At 69.3% G+C, this 25,042-nt stretch carries 24 protein-coding genes; 14 read left to right on the forward strand and 10 right to left on the reverse strand.

The features are described from left to right. Nucleotides 1–13 precede the first annotated feature (13 nt). A complete protein-coding gene (locus ACXJJ3_RS27420) occupies nt 14–904 on the forward strand; it encodes an LLM class flavin-dependent oxidoreductase (RefSeq protein WP_458164724.1) in 891 nt (296 codons plus the stop codon). On the opposite strand, the gene ACXJJ3_RS27425 is transcribed toward ACXJJ3_RS27420, so the two are convergent. The 4 genes from ACXJJ3_RS27425 to ACXJJ3_RS27440 are packed head-to-tail and all read right to left on the reverse strand — an operon-like array spanning nt 891 to nt 2,650. Continuing rightward, nucleotides 891–1,025, reverse strand: a complete 135-nt coding sequence (locus ACXJJ3_RS27425; protein WP_458164725.1) for a hypothetical protein — start codon at nt 1,023–1,025, stop codon at nt 891–893. The two genes, ACXJJ3_RS27420 and ACXJJ3_RS27425, sit on opposite strands and share 14 nt — an antisense overlap. Then, the gene (locus ACXJJ3_RS27430) at nt 1,022–1,408 is read right to left on the reverse strand and encodes a hypothetical protein (protein WP_458164726.1); all 387 of its coding nucleotides are present in this window, start codon (nt 1,406–1,408) and stop codon (nt 1,022–1,024) included. Before ACXJJ3_RS27430 ends, ACXJJ3_RS27425 begins: the two co-directional genes overlap by 4 nt. Beyond that, entirely contained in the window at nt 1,405–2,085 is a 681-nt protein-coding gene (locus ACXJJ3_RS27435; protein WP_458164727.1) for an RraA family protein, read from the reverse strand. The genes ACXJJ3_RS27430 and ACXJJ3_RS27435 overlap by 4 nt, the downstream gene beginning before the upstream one ends. 25 nt (nt 2,086–2,110) lie before the next feature. Further along, nucleotides 2,111–2,650 carry an AAA family ATPase gene (locus ACXJJ3_RS27440; RefSeq protein WP_458164728.1) on the reverse strand — a complete coding sequence of 180 codons (540 nt, stop codon included), beginning with the start codon at nt 2,648–2,650 and terminating at the stop codon, nt 2,111–2,113. Nucleotides 2,651–2,734: 84 nt separating this feature from the next. Between ACXJJ3_RS27440 and ACXJJ3_RS27445 the strand changes: the two genes are divergently transcribed. Then, complete coding sequence (locus ACXJJ3_RS27445) at nt 2,735–3,919, forward strand: helix-turn-helix domain-containing protein (RefSeq protein ID WP_458164729.1); 1,185 nt, start codon at nt 2,735–2,737, stop codon at nt 3,917–3,919. On the opposite strand, the gene ACXJJ3_RS27450 is transcribed toward ACXJJ3_RS27445, so the two are convergent. Both ACXJJ3_RS27450 and ACXJJ3_RS27455 read right to left on the reverse strand, forming a co-directional pair. After that, the gene (locus ACXJJ3_RS27450) at nt 3,895–4,620 is read right to left on the reverse strand and encodes an isocitrate lyase/PEP mutase family protein (protein WP_458164730.1); all 726 of its coding nucleotides are present in this window, start codon (nt 4,618–4,620) and stop codon (nt 3,895–3,897) included. The two genes, ACXJJ3_RS27445 and ACXJJ3_RS27450, sit on opposite strands and share 25 nt — an antisense overlap. Continuing rightward, complete coding sequence (locus ACXJJ3_RS27455; protein ID WP_458164731.1) at nt 4,617–4,913, reverse strand: putative quinol monooxygenase; 297 nt, start codon at nt 4,911–4,913, stop codon at nt 4,617–4,619. Before ACXJJ3_RS27455 ends, ACXJJ3_RS27450 begins: the two co-directional genes overlap by 4 nt. A gap of 159 nt (nt 4,914–5,072) precedes the next feature. Here ACXJJ3_RS27455 and ACXJJ3_RS27460 point away from each other — a divergent pair, with 159 nt between their 5' ends. After that, nucleotides 5,073–5,867 (forward strand): class I SAM-dependent methyltransferase, encoded by a 795-nt coding sequence (locus tag ACXJJ3_RS27460; RefSeq protein WP_458164732.1) that lies wholly within the window; start codon nt 5,073–5,075, stop codon nt 5,865–5,867. Here ACXJJ3_RS27460 and ACXJJ3_RS27465 read toward each other — a convergent pair. Next, nucleotides 5,850–6,650 (reverse strand): TrmH family RNA methyltransferase, encoded by an 801-nt coding sequence (locus ACXJJ3_RS27465; protein ID WP_458164733.1) that lies wholly within the window; start codon nt 6,648–6,650, stop codon nt 5,850–5,852. The two genes, ACXJJ3_RS27460 and ACXJJ3_RS27465, sit on opposite strands and share 18 nt — an antisense overlap. A 9-nt stretch (nt 6,651–6,659) precedes the next feature. Continuing rightward, a complete protein-coding gene (locus ACXJJ3_RS27470) occupies nt 6,660–7,700 on the reverse strand; it encodes a LacI family DNA-binding transcriptional regulator (RefSeq protein ID WP_458164734.1) in 1,041 nt (346 codons plus the stop codon). A 249-nt stretch (nt 7,701–7,949) separates the two neighbouring features. Between ACXJJ3_RS27470 and ACXJJ3_RS27475 the strand changes: the two genes are divergently transcribed. The 11 genes from ACXJJ3_RS27475 to ACXJJ3_RS27525 all read left to right on the forward strand — a co-directional run bounded on the left by ACXJJ3_RS27475 (nt 7,950) and on the right by ACXJJ3_RS27525 (nt 22,672). Then, nucleotides 7,950–9,239, forward strand: coding sequence for an ABC transporter substrate-binding protein (locus tag ACXJJ3_RS27475; RefSeq protein WP_458164735.1), 1,290 nt, complete (start codon nt 7,950–7,952; stop codon nt 9,237–9,239). Nucleotides 9,240–9,376: 137 nt separating this feature from the next. Continuing rightward, nucleotides 9,377–10,456, forward strand: a complete 1,080-nt coding sequence (locus ACXJJ3_RS27480; protein WP_458164736.1) for a carbohydrate ABC transporter permease — start codon at nt 9,377–9,379, stop codon at nt 10,454–10,456. Next, complete coding sequence (locus ACXJJ3_RS27485) at nt 10,443–11,324, forward strand: carbohydrate ABC transporter permease (protein ID WP_458164737.1); 882 nt, start codon at nt 10,443–10,445, stop codon at nt 11,322–11,324. Before ACXJJ3_RS27480 ends, ACXJJ3_RS27485 begins: the two co-directional genes overlap by 14 nt. 23 nt (nt 11,325–11,347) lie before the next feature. Continuing rightward, nucleotides 11,348–12,106, forward strand: a complete 759-nt coding sequence (locus ACXJJ3_RS27490) for an SDR family NAD(P)-dependent oxidoreductase (protein WP_458164738.1) — start codon at nt 11,348–11,350, stop codon at nt 12,104–12,106. Next, entirely contained in the window at nt 12,103–13,779 is a 1,677-nt protein-coding gene (locus ACXJJ3_RS27495; RefSeq protein WP_458164739.1) for a heparinase II/III domain-containing protein, read from the forward strand. The genes ACXJJ3_RS27490 and ACXJJ3_RS27495 overlap by 4 nt, the downstream gene beginning before the upstream one ends. Next, on the forward strand, nt 13,772–15,709 hold the full coding sequence (locus tag ACXJJ3_RS27500) for a hypothetical protein (RefSeq protein WP_458164740.1): 1,938 nt from the start codon (nt 13,772–13,774) through the stop codon (nt 15,707–15,709). Before ACXJJ3_RS27495 ends, ACXJJ3_RS27500 begins: the two co-directional genes overlap by 8 nt. Further along, nucleotides 15,706–16,332, forward strand: coding sequence for a hypothetical protein (locus tag ACXJJ3_RS27505; RefSeq protein WP_458164741.1), 627 nt, complete (start codon nt 15,706–15,708; stop codon nt 16,330–16,332). The genes ACXJJ3_RS27500 and ACXJJ3_RS27505 overlap by 4 nt, the downstream gene beginning before the upstream one ends. Nucleotides 16,333–16,364: 32 nt before the next feature. Then, on the forward strand, nt 16,365–17,417 hold the full coding sequence (locus tag ACXJJ3_RS27510) for a right-handed parallel beta-helix repeat-containing protein (protein WP_458164742.1): 1,053 nt from the start codon (nt 16,365–16,367) through the stop codon (nt 17,415–17,417). Then, on the forward strand, nt 17,417–18,580 hold the full coding sequence (locus ACXJJ3_RS27515) for a GDSL-type esterase/lipase family protein (RefSeq protein WP_458164743.1): 1,164 nt from the start codon (nt 17,417–17,419) through the stop codon (nt 18,578–18,580). The genes ACXJJ3_RS27510 and ACXJJ3_RS27515 overlap by 1 nt, the downstream gene beginning before the upstream one ends. A gap of 769 nt (nt 18,581–19,349) precedes the next feature. Then, on the forward strand, nt 19,350–21,659 hold the full coding sequence (locus tag ACXJJ3_RS27520) for a polysaccharide lyase 8 family protein (protein ID WP_458164744.1): 2,310 nt from the start codon (nt 19,350–19,352) through the stop codon (nt 21,657–21,659). 32 nt (nt 21,660–21,691) lie between these two features. Next, nucleotides 21,692–22,672, forward strand: a complete 981-nt coding sequence (locus ACXJJ3_RS27525; RefSeq protein WP_458164745.1) for an acetylxylan esterase — start codon at nt 21,692–21,694, stop codon at nt 22,670–22,672. Here the strand turns inward: ACXJJ3_RS27525 and ACXJJ3_RS27530 are convergent. Both ACXJJ3_RS27530 and ACXJJ3_RS27535 read right to left on the reverse strand, forming a co-directional pair. Next, nucleotides 22,635–23,822 carry a hypothetical protein gene (locus ACXJJ3_RS27530; protein WP_458164746.1) on the reverse strand — a complete coding sequence of 396 codons (1,188 nt, stop codon included), beginning with the start codon at nt 23,820–23,822 and terminating at the stop codon, nt 22,635–22,637. The genes ACXJJ3_RS27525 and ACXJJ3_RS27530 overlap by 38 nt on opposite strands. Before the next feature lie 81 nt (nt 23,823–23,903). Next, nucleotides 23,904–24,902 (reverse strand): LacI family DNA-binding transcriptional regulator, encoded by a 999-nt coding sequence (locus tag ACXJJ3_RS27535; RefSeq protein ID WP_458164747.1) that lies wholly within the window; start codon nt 24,900–24,902, stop codon nt 23,904–23,906. Between the last annotated feature and the right edge of the window lie 140 nt (nt 24,903–25,042).

A 25,042-nucleotide genomic window follows, 5' to 3' on the forward strand; every position in this document is an offset into this window, starting at 1 on the left:
CTGAGGAGTGGCTATGAACGTGCGGTTCGGCTACGGATCGCCCGACTCGGTGCGGGACGTCGACGCGATCGTGCGGCTCGCGCAGCAGGCGGACGCGGACGGTCTCGACCACGTCAGCCTCGCCGATCACCCGTACGTCCCCGACATGCTCGACGGGTACGCCGCGATCGCCTTCCTGCTCGGGCGTACCGAGCGGCTGTCGGCGTTCGTCAACGTCACCAACCTGCCGCTACGTCCCGCCCCGGTGCTCGCCCGTACGGCGACCTCGCTGGCCGCGCTGTCCGGTGGACGCTTCATCCTGGGGCTCGGCGCCGGCGGCGCGTGGGATCGGATCACCACGATGGGCGTTCCCGAACTCCGGCCGGCGCAGGCCGTCGAGGCGTTCGAGGAGGCGATGCAGCTCATCCACGGCCTGTCCGACGGCGGTACGCCGGTGCCGACGAAGCACTACCCGATCGGCGCGCTCCGCCCGGCCGCCGTACCGGCACCGCCGATCTGGACCGGCTCGAACGGGCCGAAGTCGCTCGCCGCGACGGGCCGGCAGGCCGACGGCTGGATTCCCGGCCACGCCGCCGACTGGCTCAGCGATCGGTACCGCTGGTCCCGCCCGATCATCGACGAGGCGGCCTTGGCGGCCGGCCGGAAGCCGTCCGACGTCGGCACCATCTACAACTTCCCCGGCACCATCACTGCGACCCCGCTGCGGCGGACCCGCGACGCCGAGGGACGCTGGATCGGCGGTTCGCCCGCGCAGTGGGTCGAGGAGCTGACCGACGCCGTCCTCAGCCACAACGCGACCGGCTTCACGCTGTTCCCTCGCGGCACCGATCCGTACGACGTGCAGCTCGACCGCTGGTCGAAGGAGGTCGTCCCCGCGATCCGCGCGGAGATCAGCCGCCAGTGACCACGTAGGACACGTGCATGGTCTGGGTGTGCGCCCGGAACCCGTTCCGGTAGGTGAACCGCAGATCCGTGGCCCGCAACGGTCGGGCGAGGCCGGTCACCCGCAGCCGGATCAGAATCACCCGGTCCCGCGGACCGCCGGCCACCCGGTACCCGGCGACCGGAACCGACGGAAGCGTCGCCGGATCCGGCCCCGGCCCGCCGATCCAGTTGAGCGGCACCGACCCGGCGAACGAGTCCCGCGCATACACCGGGCGTCGACGAACTCGAGCCCCGGATCCAGCACCCGCGGCGCGATCGTGACCAGGTCGACGGGCTCGCGGGCGCTCACGTCCATCGCGTAGACGTAGAGGTCGGCACGCCCGGCAACCGGCGTACCGACCTCCATGCTGCCGCCGTCGTCGCCTACGTCGAGCGCCCGCCCGTCGTGGTGGTCCATCCAACAACTGAGAACCAGCAGTACGCCGACGACCGCCAGGACCAACGACGTACGGCGGCGGGTCACTCCTCGATCGCCCCGCGGACCGCGCGGAGGTGCTGGCGGAACGTCAGCGACGGATCGGCAGCACGCTTCGTCAGGTACTCCGCGAAACTGACCTGTGTCCGCAGCGATCGCCCGGCGCGGATCTCGGTCGCCTGGCGGTGCTCGGTGTCGCGGATCGACTCGGCCAGCGTCTGCAGTTCCTCGAGACGATCCGCGGGTACGAAGATCGCCCCGTCCTGGTCCGCGAGTACGACGTCGTCGCGGGTCACCGTCCACTCGCCGATCGTCGCCGTCGACAACGCGTCGGCCGGCTGCGGGTCGAGCCGCAGCGGTCCGGTCGGCAGCGCGCCGAGGCTGAACACCGGCAACCCGATCGCGGTGATGTCGACCGTGTCGCGGTGCAGCCCCCAGATCACGATCCCCGCGACGCCGGCCGCCGCGGCCTCCAGCGCGACGAGGTCGCCGACGCATGCCTCGTCCCGGCGCCCGCCGTTGTCCACCACGAGTACGTCGCCCTCGGTCGCGGACTCGAACGCCTCCAGGAACACGTCCACGCTGCCCACATGCTGCGCCGGCAGCACCCGCCCCGCGATCCGCGATCCGGCGACGGCCGTCACCGACACCGTCCGCACCGGCACTCCCGCCCGGACGCACGCGTCCGCGACGTGCGCCGTCGTCAACCCCTCCAGGATTCCCATGCGGCTAGTCCACCACGGCCGCCCGTCAGCGCGACAGGAACGCCACGATCCGGTCCAGCGACGGCTCGACGCTGGTGTCCACTGTGATCGACGGAACCGGCAGATCCACCGACTGGAAGGCGTTGTGGGTCCGGATCCGCGCGTCCGGGCTGATCTTGGCGTCCTCGTGCGCCGACCGCCGCGGATCGGAGGCGGTCCGCGCGGTGATCCGTTCGAGGGCGACCTCGGCGCTGGTCGTGCAGTGCACGATCCGGATGTCGGCGCGGCCGAGCAGCGGGCTCAGCCCGGGATTCCACAGCCGGTCCTGGAACGCCGCCTCCGCGACCACCGTCGTTCCGCGGCCGACCAGCAGGCCGATCACGTCGAAGAAGGTCGACAGGGTCCGCATCGTCAGCGGGTCGCCGGGGCCGGGGACGAACCCGGGGGTGGCGTGCGCCATCCCTTCCTTGATCTCGTCCCGGCAGATCGCCGGGCAGCCGATCGCGCCGGCGATCCGGTGCGCCAGCGTCGTTTTCCCCGTCCCGGGCGGACCACTGACCACGATCAGCATCGGTTTCGAATGCACTCGCCGTACCTTAGTCGCGACCGCGGTTACCCGGTGTAAAGCGCGTGTCAGGAACTGTCGGTGCGGGTGCCTAGCGTGGTTCCGGTGACGACCTATTCGGCGGTCCGGACGACCGGCATCTACTGCCGGCCGGGCTGTGGCGCGCAGCCGCTCGCGGAGAACGTGAGCACCTTTGAGCTGCCCGCTGCGGCTGAGGCCGCCGGGTATCGCGCCTGCCTGCGCTGCCGTCCGTACCGGGTCGCCGGGACGGTGCCGGACGCGGCGCCCGAGCTGGTCTGCCGGGCGGTGCAGCTGATCATCTCCGGGCTGATGGACGAGTCCGGCGAGTCGGCGCTCGGTGCGCGGTTGGGGTTGTCGGTGCGGCAGCTGCGGCGGTTGTTCCACGAGCATCTCGGTGCGACGCCGGACCAGTTCGCGCGCTCGCGACGGACGCATTTCGCGCGCCGGCTGCTGGACGACACCGACCTCGGGATCGCCGAGATCGCGTTCGCGTCCGGCTTCGGCAGCCTGCGGCAGTTCAACCGGGCGGTGCGGGAAACGTTCCGGGCGTCGCCGCGCGAGCTCCGCGCCCGTCGCCGCCGCAGCGATCGGCTGGCCGCGGATGGGGGTCTGGTACTGCGGATGCCGTTCACGCCGCCGTACGACTGGGACGGGATGTGCGCGTTCCTCGCCGAGCGGGCGGTTCCCGGGGTCGAGTCGGTGGCGGACGGGGTGTACCGGCGGGTGATCTCGATCGACGGCGAGCCCGGGATGCTCGAGCTGGGCGCGGGCGGCGAGGATCACCTGCTGCTGCGCGCGCATCTCCCGTTCTGGGAGGGCGTCATCCATGTCGTCGACCGCGCTGCGCGGCTGGTCGGCGTCGACGCCGCCCCGCCCGACCCGGCGATCGACGTACGCCCGGGGCTGCGCGTTCCTGGCGCTTGGGCGCCGTTCGAGATCGCGGTCCAGGCGGTCCTCCGGGATCGATTGCCGCCCGCGGACGTCACCGACGCGCTCCGGAAGCTCGTCGAGGTGCACGGCGTACCGGTCCCGGGCCTCACCCACGAACTGACGCATGCCTTCCCGGCCCCCGAGGCGCTGACGTCCGCGGAGCTGGTCGCCCCGCTCGCGACAGAGGTTGCTGACGGCAACATCAGGCTCGAGCCGGGGCCGGAGCTCGTCCGGTCGTTGGAGACCGTGACGAGCCCGGCCGCCGCCCAGGAGATCGCGCTCCGCCTCGGGGACGGCTCGGCGGCCGCCATCCATCAGTGGATGGTGAGCGTTTCGTAGCTGCCCTGAGTGAGCAGTTCTGTCGCGGCCGCTGTCGCCAAGGCGTACGCCGCGCCGGTGATCGTCGGCCCGACGCTGATCCGGACCACGCCGACCTCCGCGAGTTCGCGGACGGACGGCGCGCCCGGGCCGACCATCACGTTCAGGGGGAGTGGTGAGGCCTTGACGAGGTCGGCGATGGTCGGCAGGTCGACCACGCCCGGTACGAACAGCACGTCCGCGCCCGCGTCGGCGTAGACCTTCGCGCGCTCGATCGTCCCGGTGCGGTCGCCGTACAGATACGTGTCGACCCGCGCGTTGATGACCAGTTCGTCGTCGACCGCGCGCGCCGCGCGGATCCGCTCGGCGTGAACCAGCGGGTCGTCGAGGACGCGCGCCGTACTGTCCTCCAGGTTGATCCCGGCGGCGCCCGCCTCGACGACTTCCCGCACCGCCCGCACGACATCGCCGTACCCGGCCTCGACGTCCGCCGTCACCGGTACGTCAACCGCGGCGCAGATCGCCCGTACCGTCGCGACCGCCGTTGCCAGGTCGAGCCCGCCGGCGTCGTCCACGCCGTACGCCCAGGCGACCCCGGCACTCGTCGTCGCGATCGCCTGCGCGCCGGCCGCCGCGATAGCCCGCGCCGAGCCCGCGTCCCAGGCGTTCGGCAGTACGAGCGGCGGCTGGGCGTGCAGTTCCCGCAGCCGGCGCGCGTTCACAGGCTCACCAGCAGTTCGTGATCGATCTCGACGAACTCCACGATCAGCTCCGCGAACCGTCCGGCGATCAACTCCCGGTACGCCGCCGACCCGGTGTGCGCGTCGTACGCCGCCTGGTCCGCGAAGTGCTCGACGAACAACAAATAGTCGGGCGTCGCCGGGTCCCGGTACACCCGGAACGACAGCGTCCCCTCCTCCGTCTCCGGGCCGCGCGGCCCGAATTCCTGCACGATCGCCTCGGCGGCGGCCTGGTTGCCGTCCTTCAGCCTGATCGGAAACACCTTCGCCAGCATCTCTGTCCTCCTCGGTGGTTTCCTCCAGGTTCGCCTGCGCGCGGCGGTTCGTCCGGCCATATTCGGTCATCAATGCTGACCATATAGCGAGACAATATGTCTCATTTAGCAAGACTCTGCGCTAGCGTGACACTGTTGGCGAAGGCAAAGGAGCCTCAGATGAACAACGTGTACACCCACGGCCATCACGAGTCGGTACTGCGCTCACACCGTTGGCGGACCGCGGAGAACTCCGCCGGATACCTGCTGCCGCACCTGCGTCCCGGGATGTCGCTGCTCGACGTCGGCGCCGGGCCCGGCACCATCACCGCCGACCTGGCCCGCCTGGTCGAGCCCGGCCGGACCACCGCGCTCGAGGCGAACGCCGAGGCGCTGGACCTCACCCGGAAGGCGTTCGAGAACGTCGACGTCGACGTGGAGTTCGTGGTCGGCGACGTGCACGCACTCGACCTGCCCGACGACACGTACGACGTGGTGCACGCGCACCAGGTGCTGCAGCACGTCGCCGATCCGGTGCAGGCACTGCGCGAGATGCGCCGTGTGTGCAAGCCGGGCGGGATCGTCGCGGTCCGCGACTCCGACTACCACGCCTTCGTCTGGTATCCGGCGCTGCCGGAGCTCGACGAGTGGATGGACCTGTATCAGCGGATGGCGCGCGCCAACAAGGGCGAGCCGGACGCCGGGCGTCGGCTGCTCGCCTGGGCGCACGCCGCCGGGTTCGAAGAGGTCGAGGCGACCACGTCCACCTGGGCGTTCACCAACCCGGAGGACCGTGCCTTCTGGGGCGGGATGTGGACCGACCGGATCCTGAAGTCAGCGCTCGCCGACCAGGCCCGCGCGGCCGGCGTACCCGAGGAGACACTGACCGGGATCTCCGAGGCCTGGCAGACCTGGACGGCCGACCCTGACGGCTGGATCTCGATCCTGCACGGCGAACTACTGTGTACGGCGTGACCGCTGCCGGGAGATCTCGTACAGCACCGCGGTCGCGGCGTTGGCGGCGTTGAGCGAGCTGGCGGAGCCCGTGATCGGGATCCGGACCAGGTGGTCGGCTGCCTCGCGCCACGCCGTACTGAGGCCGGCCGTCTCGTTGCCGATCAGCAGCAGCACCGGCTGGGTGAAGTCGAAGTCGTAGACGTCGGTCGTGCCGTGCTCGTCGGTGCCGACGACCACGACCGGCGACCGGCGTACCCAGTCGAGCACCTCGCGGTGTGAGGGCGCGCGGACGGCAGGGACCGCGAACAGCGAACCCGTCGTCGCGCGGACCGCCTTCGGGTCGTACACGTCGGCCGCGTGGCCGGTCACGATCACGCCGTCGGCGCCGAACGCGTCGGCGGACCGGATGATCGACCCGATGTTCCCGGGACCGGTCGGCCGGTCGAACACGACACCGAGGAAGTCCGGGCCGACCGGGATCCTCGCCAGATCGTCAGGCGGCAGTCCGAGTACGGCGATCAGCTCCGGGTCGTCCTTCTCGCCGAGCTCGGCGAGCAGCTCGGGCGCCATCGCGACCCGTTCGACGTTCGGCAACCGTTGGAGCAGCTCGGATGCCCAGCGGGACAAGGGGCGGGACGCGTCGTGGATGACCGTCCGGACCGGCCAGCCGTTGTCGACAGCAACCGAAATCGGGCGTACGCCCTGGACCAGGAACTCGCCCGAGCGCTGCCGCTTGGTCCGGTTGGTCAGGGACGCCTGCCATACCTGGAACCTGGCGTTCCGCGTCGAGATCCGTTGCACGGCTGTACTTTACGCGGGCGCGGCTGTGGATTCGCGGACGATCAGCTCCGGGCGGAACAGCAGCGACTGACCCTGCGTCGGGCCGGAGTTCTCCAGTCGGGCCTTGAGCTGGGCGAAAGCGGCGGCGGCCATCTCCTTCATCGGCTGCCGGACCGTGGTGAGCGTCGGCGCGTACAGGTCCGCGAGCACGATGTCGTCGAACCCGACCACCGACACGTCCTTGCCGACCTCGAGCCCGCCGTCACGCAGGCCGCGGCAGACGCCGAGCGCGCACATGTCGTTGATCGCGACGATCCCGGTCGGCGGCTCCTCCAGCGCGAGCAGTTCCGCCGCCGCCGAACGCCCGAGCTCGGACGCCTCGACGTCGCCGAAGTCGTCCGCGTCGCCCTTGACCGGTGCACGGACGGAGGTCGCCGGATCGAGGCCGGCCTGCTCGAGCGCGGCCGTGAACCCGCGGTACCGCTCCTTGCGGTTGACGCTGGCGAGCGCGCCGGACACGAAGGCCAGCCGGCGGTGCCCGAGCTCGGTCAGGTGCTGGGTCGCGAGCTGGCTGCCGATCGCGTTGTCGACGCTGATGCTCACGAGCGACGCTGGGTCGCCCGCCTGCGACGTACGGTCGAAGGCCACGAGTTGCAGCCCGCGTTCCACCAGCGGCATCACGTGTTCGAGCGACGGCAGCGACGAACACAGGACGACTCCGTGGACGCCGTCGGCCCACAGCTCGTCGATGTAGTCGCGTTCGCGGCGGGGATCACGCTCGGAATTGCAGAGCAGGACGTGGTACCCCTCAGCCAGCGCGGCGGACTCCAGGTGCCGGGCGAGCGCACCCCAGAACGGGTTGCCGACCGAAGGCACCACCAGTCCGATCGTGGTGGTCCGGCCGGTCCGCAGTTGCCGGGCCGCCCGGTTCGGCCGGTAGCCGAGCTTGTCGATCGCGCGCTCGATCCGCTGCCGCGTCTCCGGGAGCATCCGGTGGCCGCGCCCGTTGAGCAGGTTCGACACCGTGCTCGGCGAGACGCCCGCCTCGGTCGCGACCTGCTGGATCGTCACCTCACCAGTTCTCAATTCACCGCCCACCCGCGCATTCTGTCACCCCGTGGTGTTGCCGTATCTCGGTGCAACGATGCATCAGGATCCGCCGAAAGTCCAGAGACGGTTCATCGGTGCCGACCTCTTGACGCCGTACGAAATCCGTTTCTAGCATGCGGTGCATCGTTGCACCAGCCTCGCATAACTGCGCCGCTCCGGCTGGTAGATCGTTGCACCAACCCCCTTCCGCAGCACCACGAAAGGCGCGCCATGGAGTACACCCGCAGATCAGTCCTGACAGCCCTGGGGCTCGGCGCGGTCGCCGCCGCCACCGGGTGCTCCGCGTCCTCCGGCGGTAACAGCCAGGCGGCCGCCGACGGACCCGTCGAAGGTGAGATCACGCTGCTCACCCCGCTGTTCGAGGGCAGTTCCGGCAAGCAGCTGCTCGAGGGCAAGCTGCTGCCGGCGTTCCAGCAGAAGAACCCGAAGGTCACCGTCAAGGTCGACTACACGAACTACAGCGCGCTGAACGAGAAGCTCACCACGAGCCTGGCCGGCGGCCTGATGCCGGACGTCGTGATGCTCGGCGTCGGCTGGATCCCGCCGTTCGCGCACAAGAAGGTGCTCGCGCCGCTGCCGGACGACCTGGCCAAGCGGTACGACTACGAGGACCGTGTGCTGGAGCCGTCGCGGTTCGACGGCAAGCTGTACGCGCTGCCGATGGTGCTCGACACCCGGATCGTCACGTACCGCAAGGACATGTTCGCCGAGGCCGGCATCAAGGCGCCGCCGAAGGACTGGGACGAACTGCGGGCGGTGGCGAAGGAACTCGCCCGCGCGGACGGCTCCGGCAAGCTGACACGGGTCGGGTTCGACCCGTTCTCGATCGATCTCCGGCAGTGCTGGGAGACGTTCCTCTTCGCCAACGACGGCAACCTGTTCGACGACAGCGGCCAGCAGGTCAAGTTCGACGACGACCGCGGCGTCGAGGCGTTGCAGCTGTTCCTGGACGTGATCAAGGACAAGTCCGCCGACTACTCGTTCAAGTCGTCTGCCGGTCAGCCGAGCACGCTGCAGCAGGGGCGGGCCGCGATGATGATGGCGAACAACTCGCTCTGGGTGCAGCTGCAGCAGCAGACGCCCGAGCTGCTGAAGGACGACAAGGTCGGCGCCTTCATCCTGGCCAACAAGGTCCCCGCGATGTTGCAGGGCGGGACGATGGTGTCGCGCTCGGCCTCGACCAAGCACGCAGCCGCGGCGCAGGCGCTGGTCGAGTTCATGGGTTCGCCGGAATCGATCCTGCCGACCGCCCAGCAGCGCGGCTCGGTGCCGGGCGTCCAGAACCTGCGGACGTCGGACTACGTGCAGGAAAACGGTTTCGTCAAGCTTGCCCTGGACAACATGAGCAAGGCCCGGTCCGAGGGCGGGACCGCCGCCTGGATGGAGATCCGGGAGAAGATCAAGACCACGCTGGAGACCGCGGTGGTCGGCAAGAAGTCCGCGAAGGAAGCGATCGACGACCTCGCGAACCTGAGCAAGGAAGCGATCTCCCGACTGTGATCCGACCCATCGTGCCCGCTGCCGCTGCCGCTGCCGCTGCCGCTGCCGCTGCCGCTGCCGCTGCCGGGACCGCTGCAGCCGGAGCCGGAGCCGGAGCCGGAGCCGCAGCCGCTGCCACGGTCGGGACCGCCGCTGCCGTGCCCGCTGCTGCCGGAACCGCTGCCGGAACCGTCGCCGCGACCGTCGCCGCGACCGTCGCCGCGACCGCCGCCGGGGCCGTGACCACCGGCGCCGGCGCGACCACCGCCACCGCCGCCGGGCGACGGCGTGGATTCCGCGGCTGGTCCGCGGGTAGGGCAGGCCGCATCGGTGCCCCACCGGCAGGCCCAGCCGCACCGCGCGGGGGCCTCGCCCGGGCCCGGCGCCGGGCGGGCCTTCTGATGGTCGCTCCCGCCCTGGTCCACGCGCTGATCTGGATCGGCATCCCACTGGTCGCCGCGGTGGTGCTGAGCTTCACGTCGTACGACGTCCTCACACCGCCGCGGTTCACCGGTCTGCAGAACTTCCGCGACCTGGTTTCCGACAACGTTTTCCGCAGGGCCGTACTGAACACCAGCATCTACACGTTCTTCACGGTCCCGGTCGCGATGGGAATCGCGCTGCTGATCGCGCTGATGCTGAACACCAAGCTGGCCGGGCGAGCGATCTTCCGAACCGCGATCTTCATCCCGCAGGTCACCGCAACGATCGCGGTGGCGCTGGTCTGGCTGTGGATCTACGACCCGCGCAGCGGCCTCGCGAATGCCGTCCTGTCGTTCCTCGGACTGGACGGACCGGCCTGGCTGTCTTCGACCGGCTGGGCGATGCCCGCGGTGATCGTGGTCGGGATCTGGCAGGGCATCGGGCTGAAGATGCTGATCTACCTGGCCGCCCTGCAGAGCCTGCCGGTCGACCTGTACGAGGCAGCGTCGGTGGACGGCGCGTCGAAGGTCCGGCAGTTCTTCAGCCTCACCGTGCCGTTGTTGCGACCGGCAACGTTCTTCGTGTTCGTGACCTCGGTGATCGGGGCGTTCCAGTCCTTCGACCAGGTGTACATCCTGACCGACGGCGGCCCGGCGAACAGCACCACGATGATGACGTACGAGATCTACAAGTCCGCGTTCCGGGAGTTCCGGATGGGGTACGCGTGCGCGCAGAGCCTGGTGCTGTTCGCGCTGCTGCTGTTCCTGACCCTGATGAACCGGCGGATCACCGGAGGTGACCGTGCCACCCGTTGACACAGCCGGCCGGGCCCGCGCCGGCCGCATCGCGCTGTACCTGACACTGATCGCGATCTCCCTGGTGATGATCGTGCCGTTCGTCTGGATGCTGCTGACGTCGGTGAAGACGCCCGGCGACATCGCCGCCGTACCGCCCCGGCTGCTGCCGACGCACTGGGCCTTCGGCAACTATGCGGACGCGTTGCGGGCCGCGCCGTTCGCGACGTACGCGCGAAACAGCTTCGTGATCGCGGCAAGCCATACGCTGCTGAACGTGGTGATCGCGTCGATGGCCGGGTACGCGCTGGCGCGGCTGCGGTTCCGGGGCAGTTCGCTGATCTTCCTCGGGTTCGTCGGGGCGCTGATGATTCCGACGTACACGAAGATCCTGCCGGAGTTCCTGATCGTGCGGTTCATGCCGCTGTTCGGTGGGAACGACATCCTGGGCCAGGGCGGCACCGGGTGGCTGGACAGCTGGTCGGCGCTGATCATCCCGGGCGCGGTCAGTCCGTTCTCGGTGTTCCTGTTCCGGCAGTTCTACCTGGACCTGCCGGTCGAGCTGGAGGAGGCCGCCCGGCTGGACGGCCTCGGCGAGTTCGGGATCTACGCCCGGATCATGACCCCGCTGGTGAAGCCGGCGTTCATCACGGTCGCGCTGCTCACCTTCGAGGGGTCGTGGAACAACTTCCTCTGGCCACTGCTGGTGACCAAGAGCGACAGCCTGCGGGTGATCCAGGTCGGGCTGTCCGTGTTCCGTACCGAGAACGACACCCAGTGGGCGTTCCTGATGGCCGGGACCACGCTGGCCACAGTACCGATGGTCGTGCTGTTCCTGATCGGGCAGCGCTACTTCGTCCAAGGGTTCGCGAACGCGGGCATCAAATGACAATCACCTTAGGAGAACGTTCTATGGAACTGCAGGGCACACGCGCGCTGGTCACCGGCGCCGGGCACGGTATCGGCCGCGGGATCGCACTCGGCCTGGCGGCGGCCGGGGCGGACGTCGTCGTGCACTACGGGAAGTCCGCGGACGCCGCCGCGCAGACGGTTTCCGACATCGAGAAACTCGGCCGGAAAGCGATTTCGGTCGGTGCCGACGTGACCTCGACGACGGAGGTCGACCGGCTGCTCGACGAGGCCGTCGGGTTCCTCGGCGGGCTCGACGTGCTGGTCTGCAACGCCGGCCACCTGATCGGCCGGGTCAAGGTCGAGGAGATGACCGACGAGCACTACCAGCAGGTGGTGGACGTGAACCTCGGCGCCACGTTCCGGACCACGCGGGCCGCGATCCCGCACCTCGCGCAGTCGGCGAACCCGCGGATCATCACGATGGCGTCGCTCGCCGCGCACAACGGCGGCGGGCCCGGGTCGGTGGTGTACGCGGCAGCCAAGGCCGGGATCCGCGGGTTCACCAAGGGACTCGCGAAGGAGCTCGGTCCGCGCGGCATCACTGTCAACTCGGTCGCGCCCGGGTACATCGCGGAAACCGCGTTTCATCAAACGTTTTCCACCACGGAGGCGCAGGCGAACATGGTCGCCGGTACGCCGATCGGCCGCGCTGGGCAGGTCGAGGACGTCGCGAACGCGGTGCGCTTCCTGGCGCTTCCCGCGACCGGGTACCTGACCGGGATCACCATTGACATCGACGGTGGCACGTGGCCCCGATGAATCCCCCGACCGAACGCGGCGGCTGGTGGCACGAGTACGTGTGCCCGGCGCACGGTGTCGAACTGTTGCACGTCGGCTTCGAAACCGGAAACTTTCCGGCGAGCGGTGTTCCGTGTTCCTACGGGTGCCGGGTCGACACTCCCGCGGTGCGCGGCGCGTGGACGGTGCTCGCGCATCACTTCTGGGCGCGGCGGATCCGGTTGCTGTCGTACGACGGGGGTGGCACGGACCTGCTCGCGTCGTACGCGCGGCTGTACCTCGAGCTGACCAAGGAAGGTGAGCACGAGCAGGCGCAGGACTGGATGCAGCGCGGGCGGCTGTTCCATCAGGCGTTGACGGATGCGGTGTGGGGCGTGCCGATCGCGCACGCGATCCAGAACCTCGCAGCGAGGACCGGCGGCGCGCCGGAGTTGGGCGAGACGCTGGGGATGCTCGACGACATGGTGGCCGGGGCGCGGCGGGCGCGGGACGCGATGGTTGCCCAGGACAAGTTCTTGTCGAACTACACCGCCTGGTTCAACGCTCTCGGTACGACCGCGAGCCAGGCGGCGGCTGCCGTTCGTGGCACCGCGTGGGACGGTGCCGAGGAATGGCTGACCGGCGAGCGCGGCCAATTCGCGCACCTGGCCGTGTCGACCGGTGACGACGGCTGGGAGTGGGAAGGCAGCACGTATTACCACGGGTTCGTCCTGCGGGCTTACCTGCTGAGCCTGCGGGGGTACGACCCGGCCGCCGTGCCGGACCAGTTGGAGATGATGCTGGCTGCCCTCGCCGGCATCGCCACTCCGGGCGGCGTTCTGCCTGCCCTGCACGATGGGCCGTACAGCCGGCTCCCGCTGGCTCTCGAATGGTTGGAGATCGCCGCGCTCGCCCGGCAGTTCACCTCCGCCGTCGATCTGACCACCGTCGCGGAGTACGCCCGCGCGGAGGTCGGGTCTGACTATGACGGCTTGGAGGACAGGGCCGACGGCTGGTTCAGCGGTGCACCCCGCGGTGGTTCGCTTCCGGTCCGCGGACCCGACTCGACGTACGCCGTGGTCCGTACCGCCGGCATCCACGCGATCCTCGACCACGGTCCGCACGGGGGCTCGCACGGCCACCACGACAAGCTCGCGCTCTACCTGTACGGCGCCACCACCCCCTGGCAGCCGGACCCCGGCCAGGTTCCGTACGGGCATGCGCAATGGCGTACTCACTACAAGTCTGTCGTCTCGCATCCCACGATCCGCATCGACGGCCTCGAACCCGCCGAGGCGACCGGCACCGTTTCCCGCGAAGGAAACTCGATTTCCGCAACGGTTTCCGGCTGGTACGACGGCGTCCACGCCACCCGCCAGCTGATTGCCGCTGACAACTATCTGCTAGACGTCGTCCGGGTGACGGCCGACCGCGAGCGCGAGATCGTCCTCCAGTTCCGCCCCGACGTCGACCTGACCGTCGCGGTCGGCCCGCAGGCGACCCGCACCACGTGGACCGGCGACGAGACGCTGTACGGGTACCACCGCGGTGACGGCGTACCGGTGACCCGGCCCGGTCCGGGTCCGGCGGACGACCCGCAACGGTCCCGGACCTGGATCGACTGGACGGTCACCGGTACGTCGGCGACGTTCTGCTCCGTGTACTCGACCACCCCGATCGACGACGACCTCGCCGAGAGGATCACCGATGTATGACGCCCGCATCGACGAGCTCCGGACCGGCCTGGACGGGCGCTACGCCGCCCAATGGCGCCGGCTCCGCGAGCAGTGCGACTGGTACCGCACGCAGACCCCGCCGACCGAGCATCCGTCCGCGAGCATCACCTACTTCGGCCCGGCCGCGGCAAATCTCGCACTCGCTTTCCGGCTGACCGGAAACGAGGGATACCGCGCCGAAGCCGCCCGCTGGATCTCGGCCGCGATCGGGTTCCCGCACTGGGGCAAGGCACACATGCCGGACCACGACCTCGACGCGGGCTGGTTGCTGCACGGGTTGTCGCTCGCGTCGACGTGGCTCGGCGACGACTTCGAGCTCGCGGCGGAGCTGCGGGCCAAGCTCGAGTTGCAGGGGAGCCGGCTGTACGAGTTCGCCGTCGAGTCCGAGGGCTCGTGGTGGAGTTCGTCGTACTGGCAGAACCACAACTGGATCTGCTACACGGGGCTGGCCGCGGCCGGGTACGCGCTCGATCGTACCGAGTGGACCGACCGCGCCCGGTCGAACTTCGCGACCGTGATCGACCTGCTCCCTGCGGACGGGTCCGACATGGAGGGCGTCGTCTACTGGCGGTACGGCGTGCCGTGGCTGGCGACGTACCTCGATCTGCTCCAGGACCAGGAGGGACTCGACTGGTGGAAACGCTGCCCGTTCCTCGAGAACACGTTTTCCTACCGGCTTCAGCAGTGCGCGCCGGGGTTCGAGGAGAACATCGACCACGGTGACTGCCACGACCGGCGGAGCGGGCACAGCGTCGCGCTGTACCGGAAACTCGCGGCGGCGTACCGGATCGGCGAGGCGCAATGGCTCGCGAACACGGTTTCCGAACGTTTCTTCTGGCGGGAGGCGTACGCGAGCGGCGTGAAGCCCGGCGTGATGCCGGAGGCGTACCAGGAAATGCTCTGGTACGACGACTCGCTGCCGCCGGTCGATCCCGCTCAGACCGCTCCGCTGTCCGCGTACTTCCCGGACCTCGGTCTGGTCACTGCCCGCACCGGATGGGACGACGAGGCAACTATGGTGTCGTTCAAGGCAGCGCCGGGCGGCGGGCACCAGGCATGGGAGACGTCGCACAAGCTGGACCGCGAGCGCGGCTGGGACACGCTGAGCGCTGGGCATCATCATCCGGACGCCGGTTCGTTCGTACTGACGTCACGCGGTGCGTTCCTGGCGGTCGACGAGGGATACAGCAACCGCAAGCGCGCCGGAGACCACAACCTCATCCTGGTCGACGGCCAGGGCTTCGCCGACGAAGACCGGTACCACGTCTACAAGGGGATCCCGTACGAGCGTCAGGCGGAAATGGTCGACGTACTCGCGGTCGACGGGATGGCGCACGCGACGGCGCGGATCGCCGCCATGTACCCGCCTGAGCTGGGCATCACCCGCCTCGACCGCACCCTCGTCTTCACACCGGCCGGCCGGATCGTCCTGCTCGACCACTGCGCCGCGGACACCCCGCGCGACTGGACGCTGTTGTTGCACGCGGACTGGCCGATCGAGTACGGCGACCAGATCGCGCTCCGCTCCGGCTCGGCGCAGGCGTGGGTCCTACTGCACACGCCGCTCGAGGTGGAGCCGGCGGTCACTGAGGTGGAAGCCAACCCGACCTCCAGCACCCCGAGCCTCCGCCTGACCCGCACCATGCACACCCTCCGAGCGACCGCCCGTCACACCCGAACCGCCACCCTCCTCACCACCATCGAGCCGACCTCCGCCCTCCACCCCGTCCTACCCACAGCGCGGCCGATCTCGATCACTCACGGAAACGCCATCGCCTTCGCAGACGAAACCGTGTTCCTACCCGACGCCGAAGGCCGTCTCAGCCAGCCCGCCTCAACCAGTGCGGCGCGAGCCGTCATTCAGACCCCCACACGCCGCATCACCGTCCCCGCGGAGCCTGGACGATGACCGCTCCAGCCGCCGTCTCGGCAAGATCCGCCGGGGACGGGATGGGGGTGCGATTAGGACGACGGGGACTGCAGTGGCTGGGGTGGGTATCTGCTCCGGCCACGGCGGGTGCTGCGTTCGTTGTCCTGGCGTTGGGCGTCGTCACCTGGCTGCCGGCGTTGGCGGCGGTCGGATTCGCGTTGGAGCGCTGGCGGACAGACGGTGACGCGCGCTGCTTCACCGGCGTCTTCGTCGGTTGCCGCACGTACTGGCGCCCACTGCTTCCGCATTCGATCCTGGCCGCCGTTGCCGTGGTAGTTGCCGTCAGCAACCTGACGTTCCTCTCCGGCCGCTCCGGCGTTCTCGCCGTCACCCTGTTCATGATCCACCTGGGTCTGCTCGCCGCCGCGATCACCTACCACCTCGCGCTCGCCGTCGCCGCCGCCCGGAAACCGTCCGGTTCCGTCGCGGAGTGGCGTCGTACCGCGTTCCGGCTCGCGTTCACGTCCGTCCCGCGCGGCACGGCGCTCCTCGGCGCGGCAGTTTCCGCACCCGTTTTCTCGCTGGTCGTCCCAGCGGGTCCCCTGCTGCTCGGCACCACCGTTCCGGTTCTGGTCGGCTTGCTCGTCGCCGACCGCGCATAGGCACTTCCAACCGCCCTATCAGGAGGACCACCATGTCCAGAGCCGTCCCGATCCTGTTCCTCGGCCTCGCCCTTGCGCTGCCCGCAGTACCGGCCCACGCCGCAACCGACTACTACGTCGCCCCGTCCGGCAGCGACACCAATGCCGGTACGTCGGCAGGAAACCCGTTCGCCACGATTCAGAAAGCGCTTGACACCGCCCCGCGCGGCGCGACCGTACATCTTGCCTCAGGCACCTATCTGCAGGACGTCGTCACGGTCCGCTCCGGCGTCACGATCACCGGGCCGTCCACCGCGGTCGTCAAGGGCGCTGGGAACTCGCGGATCGTCCAGGTCCAGCACGACGGCGTGACGCTGGACGGGTTCACGGTCGACGGGCTGCACGGTTCTTCGTCGAGCATCGACGGCTACCGGGACAAGCTCGTGTACGTGATGAGCACCTCGCCCGGCGACGGCGTCGGCACCCTGACGATCCGGAACATGCGGTTGAAGAACGCCGGCAGTGAATGCCTCCGGCTGCGGTACCTCGTCACGAACGCCGACGTCCACGACAACACCATCGGGCCGTGCGGAGTGTGGGACTTCAAGTTCGACGACGGCGGCAAGAACGGTGAGGGCATCTACCTCGGCACCGCGCCGGAACAGCAGGGCAAGAACGGCGCGCCGGACGATCAGCCCGACCGCAGCCGGAACAACCGCATCCACGACAACACGATCGCGACGTACGGCAACGAGTGCGTGGACGTGAAGGAGAACTCCACGGCCAACGTTGTCGAGAACAACGACTGCAGCCAGCAGAAGGACCCGAGCTCCGGCGGCCTCGACGCCCGCGGCAGCGGAAACACGTTCCGCAACAACACCATCCACGACAACACCGGCGCCGGTATCCGCCTCGGCGGCGACACCGAAACCGATGGCACCGCCAACAATATCTACGGCAATACCATCACGAACAGCGCGGCCGGCGGCATCAAGTTCATGCGCACACCCCAAGGCCAGGTCTGCGGCAACACCATGTCCGGAAACACCGCCGGAAACTCGGTCGGAACGTACGCCGCCGACTACAACCCGACAGCTCCCTGCTGATGCCGACCCCCTCCCGCCGCACCCTCCTGACGGCCACAGCCGCCACCCTCCTCAGCGCACCCCTCACCAACCCGCCAACCGCGTCCGCCTCGGCGGGGTCGGCGGGGCGGGCGCAGTGGGTGACGAGCTGGGCGACCGCTCAGACCGCGCCGACGCCCACCGACCCGGACGCGAGCACGGGCTTCACCAAGACGACCCTCCGCAACACCGTCCATCTCTCCGCCGGAACAGCGCCAGGCGCCAACGGCTCAGGGCTGCGGTTGCGATTCGCCAACCCGTTCGGCGTAGCGCCGATCGTCATCGGTCCCGTGACTGTTGCCGTCGGCCAACACCCGAAGGAACACCCGGTCCTGTTCGCCGGCGAGCGTGAGGTACTGCTCGCCACCGGCGCGACCGTGGTCAGCGATCCGGTACCGCTCGCCGTACCCGACGGCGGAGACCTCGTCGTCAGCACGTACCTGCCAGGACCCACCGGCCCGCTGAGCTTCCACCGGAACGTCCACGCGACCGGCTACATCCGCGCCCGCCCGACCAACTCCGTCTTCCTGCTCAACGGCGTCGACGTACAGGCCAACGGCCGTCCGTCGATCGCAGTACTCGGCGACTCGATCACCGAAGGCGTCGGCACTCCCGACAACGCAAACCTCCGCTGGCCCGACCAGTACGCCGCCCGCTTCCGCCGCCGCCCGGCGGTCGCCAATCTCGGAATCAGCGGAAACCGTGTTCTGCTTGACGATCCACGGTTCGGCCCGAGCGGTCAGTCACGGTTCGACCGAGATGTGCTAAGCCTCCCGAACCTCCAGACGCTGGTCGTTTTCCTCGGCATCAACGACATCCAGCAACCTCCCAGCCAGACCGATCCACGGCTGATCCTGCGGGCCTACGAACAGCTGGTACGCCGCGCCCACGACCACGATCTCGTGGTGGTCGGCGCGACGATCGCCCCCTTCAAAGGCTGGACCCGCTACATCCCCGAACTCGACCAAGTCCGCACCACCGTCAACACAGCACTCCGCGAAGGCCACCTCTTCGACCGCCTACTGGACGTAGACACCACCCTCCGCGACCCATCCGACCCCACCCAACTCAACCCCGCCTACAACAGCGGCGACGGCCTCCACCCCAACCCACCCGGCGCCACGGCAATAGCCCAATCCCTCTGATTCCCCCACAGCAAACACCCGCCCACCACCCCACCCCTCCAACCAACAAACCTCCCACCACCCCACCGCCCCACCAATCCGCCGCCCGACCAACCCGCCATTCCACCAGCACCACCCGTCCCACACCCAACTCCACTCGCTCACCCATCGACTTCGCCGGCCACCCACCTACGTGCCCGCCCGTCACCCAACTCCACTCGCTCACCCACCGACCCCGCCTGCCACCCACCTACGCCCCCGCTCCTCACCAACCCCACTCGCCCCAGCCCCGCTCACCCACTACCTCCACCTCCCACCCACTCGACCGCTCGCCCACCCACCCCCGGCACCTTGCCCCCACCAACTCCGCCTGCCAACCGCCCCGCCCACCGCCCCGCCCACCGCCCCGCTCACCGACCCACTCGCCGACCCACTCCGCCGCCCACCAACCACCCACGGCCAACGGGTCGGAGCGGGTGGGGTGGTGTGTGCATCCCGTGGGATGTGTACGTGGCGCGGGTGCATGCGTGGAGCGGGTGGGGGGAGCCACGTGGAGTGCGTAGGGTGCATCCGCCCGCGGGTGCGTGCGCGGAGCGGGTGTGTGCCCGTGGGCGGGTGCGGGTCCCGCGTGGAGAGGGTGGGGTTCATCTGCCGGCGAGTGCGTGCGCGGAGCGGGTGCGTGCGCGGGGGCAGGTGTGGGTCGTGTGTGGAGTGGGTGGGGCGATGGTGCGCGGAGCGGGTGGGCGCCCGCGCGACAACGGACCGGTTCTGTTCTTCCGAGAGGACTCTTATGTCAGATCTGACTCTTCGTCGGCGCACCGTTCTTGGTGGTGCGCTCGGCGGTGCAGCGCTCCTCGCCCTACCGACGCCCAGCTTCGCCAACGCCGGCACCGACGAACTCCGTCAACGCTGGCAGACCCTGCTGACCGGCGGCCCGACAGTCGACCCCACCGACCCGGACCTCGCCGTCGCGATCGCCCGGGTCGATCGCCTGGCGCAGTCCGCGCTAGCCACCCTCGACCGTTCCGCGACTCGCACCACCCTCTGGCCCGATCTCGCAAGTACAACGCTTTCCAACCACGTCGCATCCAATTTCCGCCGTATCAAGCAGATCGCAGTCGCCTGGGCAACCAACGGCTCCGCGTACCAGGGAATCGCCTCCGTCGCCGACGACATCCGCGGCGCCTTGGAGTGGATGCACGCCAACCGTTACAGCCCGGCCCTCCCGCGGTACGACAACGACTACGACTGGGAAATCGGTGGCGCCTCCGCGTTCGCCGACACGCTGGTGCTGCTGTACGACGTGCTCTCGGCCGACGTCCGTACGACGTACACGCAGGCGATCGACTACTACACTCCCGACCCCAACCTGTGGCGTGCCGACCGGCAGATCGCGACCGGCGCGAACCGCGTCTGGATCGCAACCGTGGTAGCGACCCGCGCGGTGATCGACGGCGACACCGCAGCGCTCATCCGCGTCCGGGACGCGATCAGCGACGTCGAGGGCAACGGCGCTAACAGCGTGCTCGCGTTCAATGATGCGCCCGGCCGGGTCGACGGCACCGGCGAAGGCTTCTACAGCGACGGCTCGTTCCTGCAGCACTACAAGCACCCGTACAACGGTGGCTACGGAAAGGAACTCCTCGGCACGCTTTCCTCGCTGCTCTATCTGCTCGGAGGTACCGACTGGGCAGTCACCGACCCTGACCTGGAGAACATCTACGGCTGGATCAATGACGCGTTCGACCCGCTGATGGTTCGCGGCGACATGATGGCGTCGGTCTGTGGCCGCGAGATCGCCCGTCCCAGCAAGCAGAACCACGCGGCCACCCAGACGATCATCGAAGGCACGCTGCGCCTGATCCCGGCCGCGCCGGCCGAACGCGCCGCGCAGCTGACCGCGCTCGTCAAACAGTGGATCACCGAAGACGTTTTCCGAAACTTTCTGAAAGTGACCGACCCGGCGTCCCTGGTCGCGGCCCGCGGCATCCTCGCGTCGGGCACGACCGCTCGCGGCCCACTGGTCCTGCATCAGCAGTACCCGCGGATGGACAAGGCCGCGCACCACCGCCCGGCGTTCACGATCGGGCTCAGCGCGTACTCGTCTCGGATCTACAACTACGAGTCGATCCAGAACGAGAACCTGCACGGCTGGCACCTGTCCGACGGGATGGTGCTGCTGTACGACGACGACCTCGGCCACTACTCCGGCGACTACTGGCCGACCGTCGACCCGTACCGGTTGCCGGGGACAACGGCGGACACCCGGCGACTCGCCGACTCGTACGGTTTCCGCAGTACCAGCGAGGCCGATTGGGTCGGCGGTACGGCGGTGCCCGGGAAAACGATCGGTGCCTACGGCATGGATCTGCGCGGGTACGGGACGAATCTGCGGGCGTTGAAGAGCTGGTTCCTGATCGACGACGTGATGGTCTGCGTGGGCTCGGACATCAGTGGCGACGGCGAGGTCGAGACGATCGTCGAGAACCGCAAGCTGCGTACCGGGAACGAGCCCTTCACCGCCGCGCCGGGCTGGTGCCACCTCGAGGGCACGGGCGGCTACGTCTTCCCGGACCGCACGCCGGTGCAGACGCTGCGCGAGAACCGGACCGCCACCTGGCGCGAGATCAACCTCAAGTACGGCACCGACGACGTGATCACCCAGCCGTACCAGACCGTCTGGTTCGCCCACGGTACGGCGCCGGCCGGGCAGGGCTACTACTACATACAACTTCCGACGGCGACGCTCGCGGAGACGAAGACGTTTTCCGGAAAGCTTCCGGTACAACGGCTGCGGGCCGACGGCACCGCGCACGCTATCCGCCTGCACAACGTCCTGGCTGCCAACTTCTGGTCGGCCGGCACCGCCGCCGAACTCACCGCCGACGGTCCGGCCTCGGTCGTGGTCGCGGGCAACACTGTCGCGATCTCCGACCCGACGCAGACCCGGACCTCCGTCACCGTCGACCTCGACAAACCGGGCCTGACCCAGCCCGTCACCGGCGACGGCGTGACCGCGACCCGCCGCGGACCCGGTTGGCGGATCGTCGTCGACACCACCGACCGCCACGGAAACACCGCGGCCGTCAGCTTCCACTGAACCGCGAAGAACCTTCAAGGAAAGGACGAAGAATGCTGGTCGACATGCCGCTGGACCGGTTGCGCGAGTACCACCCGGAGCCGGAGGAGCCCACGGACTTCGACGCGTTCTGGAAGCAGACGCTCGACGACGCGGCCGGTCACCCCATCGACGCCCGGTTCACGCGGTACGACGCGCGGCTGGCGACCGTCGAGGTCCAGGACGTGACGTTCAGCGGCTGGGGTGGTCAGCCGGTGAAGGCGTGGCTGCTGTTGCCGCGTCATCGGACTGGTCCGCTGCCCGCGGTCGTGCAGTACATCGGCTACAACGGCGGGCGGGGGATCCCGTACGAGTGGCTGACCTGGAGCGCGGCCGGGTACGCGCATCTCGTGATGGACAACCGCGGCCAGGGCGGTGGCGGGAAGACGATTTCGGAAACTTCGGACATCGCGCCGGACGGGCACGGGTCGTCGGCGCCCGGTTTCCTGACGCGCGGCATCGAGGACCCGGCGAAGCACTACTACCGGCGGCTGATCACCGATGCGGTCCGTGCTGTCGACGCGGTCCGGAGCAGCCCCGACGTCGACGGTGACCGGGTCGCGGTGCTCGGCGGCAGCCAGGGCGGTGGCCTCGCGCTCGCGGTCGCCGGTCTGCGCGACGACCTGTCCGCGGCGATCGCCGACGTACCGTTCCTGTCCCACTTCCGGCGGGCGTCGCAGATCACCGACAACGGGCCGTACGCCGAGATCGCGCGCTGGCTCAAGGGCCACCGCTTCGAGGCGGAAACCGTGTTCGGAACACTTTCCTACTTCGATGCCGTGAACTTCGCCGCCCGGGCGACGTGCCCTGCCTGGTTGTCGGTGGCCCTGATGGACAACGTGTGTCCGCCGTCGACGGTCTTCGCGGCGTACCACCGGTACGGCGGTCCCGCGCAGCTCGAGGTGTTCACGTACAACGGGCACGAGGGCGGAGCGGAGTACGACCTGCCGCGCAAGCTCAGTGCGCTCGCTTCCGTCTTCGGCCGCGATGCCTGAGGCGGAGCGCACCCCACAGGAGCAGCGCAGGTAGCCAGAGCGCCAACAACCAAGGCAGCCGCCACCAGCCGGACGAACTGTCGATCGCCGGCTGGTCGGTGGCGACCATCGGCCGCGCGGACGTCGACCAGGCCAGGAACGCGTCCCCGATCGGCACTGCGCCGAACAGGTACCGCTTCGTTTTCAGCCCGCTGAATGGCAGTCCGACCAACTCGCCCGTCCGCGACAGCCGCTCCGCCACCGAATCGTGGTGTACCCGCGCCGCGCCCATCCCGACAACGGTGGCGGAAAGACTCATCCCGAACACCAGCGGCCCGGAGTCCACGTCGCCGCTCCCGGCGGTCCCCTCCGGATACTCGCGAACGCCCAGTCCCGTGACGAACTTGTCCCGGAACAGCTCGTACTGCGACCGCGCGAACGTCGGATCGATGTCGACCAGAAACCGCTGGATCATCGCCTGCGACGAGCCGCGCGCGCCGGACACCTGCGGCACCACCTGATGCGGCAGCAGCCCGGTCGCCGGATCGAGCTTGGTCTTCACGGCGGTAACCCAGTTCCGCGCGACCTGCCCGAACCGCGGCGCGACCACGGCGTCGTACAGCCGGAGCGACGCGATCGCGACCACGGAGTCGACCGGCCAGGCCTGCCCCGGATATGCCCGCAGAAACGGTGTTTCCGCGGTTCGGAAAGCGGTGGCGATCGCGACCGAGTCACTGGTGAACCGGGATCGGTCCTCCGCGTCCGACTGCCCGAGCGCGATCAGTCCGCCGCGCAGCCAGTTCGTCCAGCCGGCGTAGAAGACGCCGTACCGCGGCTGGAGCGAACGGTCGAACGGCGCGGTCCCGTCGGGGGAGTCGAGCCGGTCGAGCGCCCAGCGCACCTGCACGCCTGCGTCGCCGGCGTGGGCCGGATCGTCGAGGCCGACCTGCAGCCAGGTCAGGCCGTACAACGCGTTCAGGAAGAAATACCCTTCCGGAAACTGTTTCTGGGCGTTCCGGTCTGCGCCGTGTTCGATCTCCGCGCGCAGGAACGCCAACTGCTTCTGCACGCCCCGGGTGGGATCGGTCCACGGAAGAACAAGGCGCGCGGTGCCCACCATTGCCACCACCGTGGCAATCACCGCCACGCCGATCACGAGCTTGCGCAGCACCTGGACCAATCTAGACGCTCTTCGGCAACGAGCGGCGAACGAGCGGATGACCATCCGAAGACTGGACGGCCGGCGAGTGGGTCAGGTGCCGAGGGTGGACTCGCGGGTGATCAGGCGGGTGGGGAGGTGCAGGGGACCGGGGTGGGGAGTGCCGGCGATGGCGTCGAGGAGGAGGGTGGCGGTGCGGCGGCCCAGTTCTTCGAGTTGCATGTCGACGGTGGTGAGGGGCGGTCGGCTGGCCTGGCTCATCACCGACCAGTTGTCGTAGCCGGTGACGGCGATGTCGGCGGGGACGGAACGGCCGAGTTCGCGGAGACGGTCGCAGACGCCGCGGGCGATCTGGTCGCTGCCGCAGGTGATCGCGTCGACCTCCGGATGCTCGCGGAGCAGCGAGTCGACGGCCTGCCGACCCCAGCGTTCGCTCCACTCGCCGAACAGCGGCCGGCCGGAAAACGTCGTACTCGCGGTTTCCTCGGTGGCGGCGGCGCGGATCCGGGCGCTGAGATGCGACTGGGGGCCGGTGACGTGGGCGATCTGACGGCGGCCGAGGGTGTGCAGGTGCCGGACGGTGGACGCGGCGCCGGCTCGGTCGTCGACGACCACGGACGTGTCCGACGGATCGGTGGACGGGCTGAACGCATACACCACCGGCATCGGGACGTCGATCGGCTCCCGCGGCTCGACCCGGCGGCCGGTGACGATGATGCCGTCCACGCCCCGGGAGATCAGCGACTTCAGGTAGTGCTGCTCGCGGAGCTGGTCGTCGCGGGTGTCGCACAGCACCAGCGCCATCTCACCGGCGCTGAGAGCGTCCTCGGCGCCGAGCATGATCGGTATGCTGAACCGGCCCGAGCTGTCGGTGGTGATCAGCCCGACCGTGAAGCTGCGCCCGGAGGCGAGCGCACGGCCTCGGCTGTCCGGAACGAAGCCCAGCTTGTCGGCCGCCTTCCGGATCCGCTGGACCGTCTCGTCCCGCAGTGGATAGGTCCCCTTGAGCGCCTTCGAGACAGTGCTCGTCGAGACGTCGGCCAGTTTGGCCACGTCCTTGACCCCGGGTCGTGGGGTGCCCCGTGACGCCATTCCGCAACTCCTTTCCAAAGTTTCCGGCACAGTACCCCAAGCATCGCGGACGGCCGGAAAGTTATCCACAGGTAAGGGTTGACCTGGCGGCCGCCGGTGCTTACGTTCGTGCAGGAAAACGTGTTCCGAATTTTCCTAAA

This window comes from Kribbella sp. WER1 (genome assembly GCF_054189145.1).